Source organism: Sphingobium sp. LSP13-1-1.1 (genome assembly GCF_040676415.1).
In the GTDB taxonomy this organism is placed as follows: domain Bacteria; phylum Pseudomonadota; class Alphaproteobacteria; order Sphingomonadales; family Sphingomonadaceae; genus Sphingobium.
In genome coordinates, this window is record NZ_JBEGHU010000024.1 from 12,165 (window position 1) to 13,332 (window position 1,168).

Genomic DNA, 1,168 nt, shown 5'->3' on the forward strand with positions numbered 1-1,168 from the left:
AACGTGCCGCCTGTCAGATCGGCTTTTGTCGCTGGATTGAAATTGCCTTGGTGAAAGACCTGATTGTTCGGGCCAACGGTGATGCCGCCTGTTGATGGAAAGCGAATGTCGCCGCCGCCAGCAGTCTGGAAAAAGTGACCCTTTGTGCCGTAGGCATAATACCGAACATCTGTGCTGGTCGCGTCTATTGAGCCGACTGCGCCTGAGCCGTAATAGAAGCTCAAGTCGCTATCCATCATGTTGATGTCACCGGAGAAGTCATCGCCTTCGGTGCTTGCAGGCACATAATCTAGCGCTGCTGCGATAGTGGTCGCGGTCAACGGATCTTGCGTGACCTGTGCAAACTGCTCAGCTTCGTTCCTGTAACCGAGTGCCTGTAGCACGGCAGCGTCAACCGCTGCTTTATCGACCTGGACCTCATCACGCTTCGCAATGACATCTGCTTTGACCGCTAGGGTGTCTTGCAGGGCTGTTTCTGCCCCGTTGCGGGCCGTCTGTGCGCCTGCTTCGTGTCCAGCTGCATTTGTCTCTGCAAGCTCTGCTGCCTGCTTATCGGCCGCGACAGCATTCCTGTGGACGAGCGTTGCGTCACGCGCAGCAATTGCCCCTGCTTCGGCGTCCTGAGCGGCGAGCTTTGCATCATCGGCCTGATCGGCAGCAGCAATCGCTTCGCCTCGCTTTGTGGTTACGTCTGCAAGCGCAGCGTCGACCGCGACCTTCTTGGTGTTTACCTCGTCCCTGAAATCCTCAGTCTCGTCTCTGAGGGTCTGAGTGGTGTTCTTGTAGCCTAGCGTGATTGTCTCGCTGGCCTTGGCGTTCAATTCGGAGGTGTGAGCGTTGCCCTCGGAAACGCCAGCAGCGATCTTCGAGATTTCGGCAGCGACCTTGTGAGTGTTTGCGGTTCCAGCTGATCCAGCGGCAGCACCGGCGCTGATCGCGGCAGCGTCACGAGCAGCAATGGCTACATCGCGCGCCTGTTCGACGGCAGCTTTCGCAAGATCAACGGCCTGCTTGTAACTCAGAGTGACGTTCTGCGCCGCGAGGGTGTCTGTGATCTGCTGAGTGAGCAGCTCCATATCCTCACGAAGAGGGCCGAACGTGTCGAGCAGATCAGCTGTCTGAACGAAAAGCGGGACCGCGAGGTGCTGAGTAGGCCAGCAGAAGTAGT

General features: G+C 57.7%; 1 protein-coding gene. It reads right to left on the reverse strand.

The genetic code is table 11. The features are described from left to right. Positions 1–1,076, reverse strand: a 1,076-nt coding sequence (locus MRBLSP13_RS14870) for a hypothetical protein (RefSeq protein ID WP_363755317.1), incomplete at its 3' end; no start/stop codon positions are given. Between the last annotated feature and the right edge of the window lie 92 nt (positions 1,077–1,168).